This window comes from Wolbachia endosymbiont of Mansonella perstans (assembly GCF_020278605.1).
GTDB lineage: Bacteria > Pseudomonadota > Alphaproteobacteria > Rickettsiales > Anaplasmataceae > Wolbachia.
In genome coordinates, this window is the sequence record NZ_JACZHU010000112.1 from 1 (window position 1) to 2,519 (window position 2,519).

Annotated in this window: 3 protein-coding genes and 1 tRNA gene; all 4 read right to left on the minus strand. The window is 35.8% G+C overall.

Annotated features, from left to right (window positions below):
- On the minus strand, nt 1-211 hold a 211-nt coding region (locus IHO13_RS05120), incomplete at its 3' end, for a hypothetical protein (protein ID WP_225538575.1).
- 127 nt (nt 212-338) lie between these two features.
- On the minus strand, nt 339-542 hold the full coding sequence (locus IHO13_RS05125; protein WP_225538576.1) for a hypothetical protein: 204 nt from the start codon (nt 540-542) through the stop codon (nt 339-341).
- Between the two features lie 837 nt (nt 543-1,379).
- Nucleotides 1,380-1,467: transfer RNA gene (locus IHO13_RS05130), tRNA-Ser, on the minus strand.
- A 47-nt stretch (nt 1,468-1,514) separates the two neighbouring features.
- The coding region (gene mnmE / locus IHO13_RS05135) for a tRNA uridine-5-carboxymethylaminomethyl(34) synthesis GTPase MnmE (protein ID WP_225538577.1) at nt 1,515-2,519 on the minus strand (1,005 nt) is incomplete at its 5' end.

Genomic DNA, 2,519 nt, shown 5'->3' on the forward strand with positions numbered 1-2,519 from the left:
CTCTAACGATAGACCTGATTCCCTCTTCTGTAATAGAAATTTTTGGACTTTCAAGCAATCTCTTATTTAATTCGTTAGCTAATCCTTTAAATGATTCTTCTAGGCTACTTTGTGCTTCAGCATTTTGCTCATCTACAGTTTTATACAACCCCTTGTATATCTTTTGTAATCCACTTCTTCTTCCAGTAAATGTTCTAACTGGATACTTCATATTAAACCAAATAGGTTCTTTATGAAAATGTGCTTGTTGAGTATTATCCTAAGCTAACTTTCCTCCCATCATGCTGTCAAGCCTTTCCTTTATTTCCCTTAACATCAGTTTCATCCTGCTGAAAGTACTAGCCCAGTGCTATACTTTTTCGAAAAATTCTCCTCCTTCTTGTTGAAAGGAAACGTCCTTCTCTATCCTTCATCCAACCCAATACTATCATAAAAAACGCACAGTAAGCAAATTCATTGTCACCAAAGTACTTAAACCTTCTAGCCAAGTTATCACTTATCTCATTTTTGATTAACTTTTCTAGCTCAGCACTATTAGGCAACTTACTACAAACACTAGTTCATTTAAAAAGTCTCTTATCTCTTTATCGCTTACTTCGCTACCTTTAGCACTTATTCCTTGCTTTAAGCATTGAACAATACTATTACGTAAGTCTCTAAGCTTATACTTTGCACTATTGCCTATATTCAGAAACTCATCCTGTGTTTCTATTTTTTCAACTGTAACTCCCTTGCCTGCTAGACCTTCATGATCAAAATCAGCATTTATAACAATAAAAAAATCTTTTATCTTATCTTTAAACTCTTCATTGCCTTGAATTTCTAAAAAGGCAGCAAAGTGTTTTGCTAAGTTAAGTCTACCACTTTTTATTAATTAAGTCAACTACACAGATCTTTTTACTGCCGTCTTATTTATGTTTAACTTGTATAAGCATATATACTGTTGTCCCATTTTGCTCATACCGGAAAACAATATCGTCAAAACTCGCAGCTGATTCCATTTCTGTGGCTAAGCGGAAAGGATATTTTCTGTCCACTGCAGGTTGAGAAATAGCATTAGCTACCTTAGTTGGTAGATATCACCATGAAAAGATCGTTTTTTTCCAAAGCAAGATAATATTCAGATATCCTCAATCTAACATAATCTTAAAAATAGTATCAGCAAATGGTAAAAAAGTAATAAACATTGATATACAGATACCTTAGCGTGAACTTGGAAATACTGCAAAATGTGTGTCAAAAAAAATCCTCTCAGGCTGCATTAAATACCTCAGGTAGAGGTCGTCCATAAATACCGAATTGACCTTACCAAAAAAAAGGCACACACATTGAGCAAAAATGGGCTGATAAGTTGGACTTGAGTTATGTTAAACAGTATACGGACGGAATGGGATTCGAACCCATGGTACGCTCATCACGTACGTCAGTTTTCAAGACTGGTGCCTTAAACCACTCGGCCATCCGTCCACTTCTTTTTTATCACAACATCTGATTCCAAGCAATCTATAAAAATTTCACTTGCCCACACAGAAATTATTGAATATATCATCCAATACTTCTTCAACACTAATAACCCCAGTTACCGCACCAAGTTCAATTGCTGCAAGCCTTAAGTCTTCAGATATTAGCTCAATTGGATTGTCTATGTTAAAACGCTGTAAATGCTCTATAGCTCTCTGCATACAATTTCTATGTCTTTGCCGAGTAATCAGAGGAGCGTTTCTATTGCAGCCCAATTTTTCCTCTACTTTTTCTTTAATCATAGAGATCAGCCTATCTGTACCTATTCCTTTTAAAATAGAAATAGGTAAAAAATCTATGTTGTTGATTTTTATGTTGTGATTATCGTTAGCATCATCAGCTTTACTCAGCACATAAATGGTGTCGCTATTAACACTGCAATCGATATTGTGACACTGTTTAAAAGAAAATAATTCTATTCTTAAATCAGCTTCACAAGACTTTTTTCTCGCACGACTTATGCCTTCTGATTCTACCGGATCTAAGCTCTCACGAATTCCGGCAGTATCAGAAAGGATGATCGGGTATCCGCTGATGTCAATATGAGCTTCAAGTACGTCCCTTGTTGTGCCTGCATATTCAGAAACAATAGCGATGTCGCGTTTGGCAAGAAAATTAAATAGCGTTGATTTACCAACATTTGGTTTGCCAGTTATTACAATATGTAAACCCTCACGCAATCTTTCACCACGTCTATTATCATCTAGGTGATCTTGTATTGACTGCACGAGAACTTGCACTTCATTACTGACTTTTTCTAGCTCGTTTCTTTCTGTTATAACATCCTCTGGAAAGTCTATATATGCTTCGATTTTAGATTGCATTTCTATCAATTTCTGTCTCCAACCATTATATAACCTTTCTAATTCTCCTGACATCTGCCTGATTGCTTGCTTAGCTTGCATTTTTGTTTCGGCATCAATCAAGTCGGCAATTCCTTCTACCTGTGTTAAATCAAACTTGCCATTTAGAAAGGCTCTAAGTGAGAATTCTCCAGG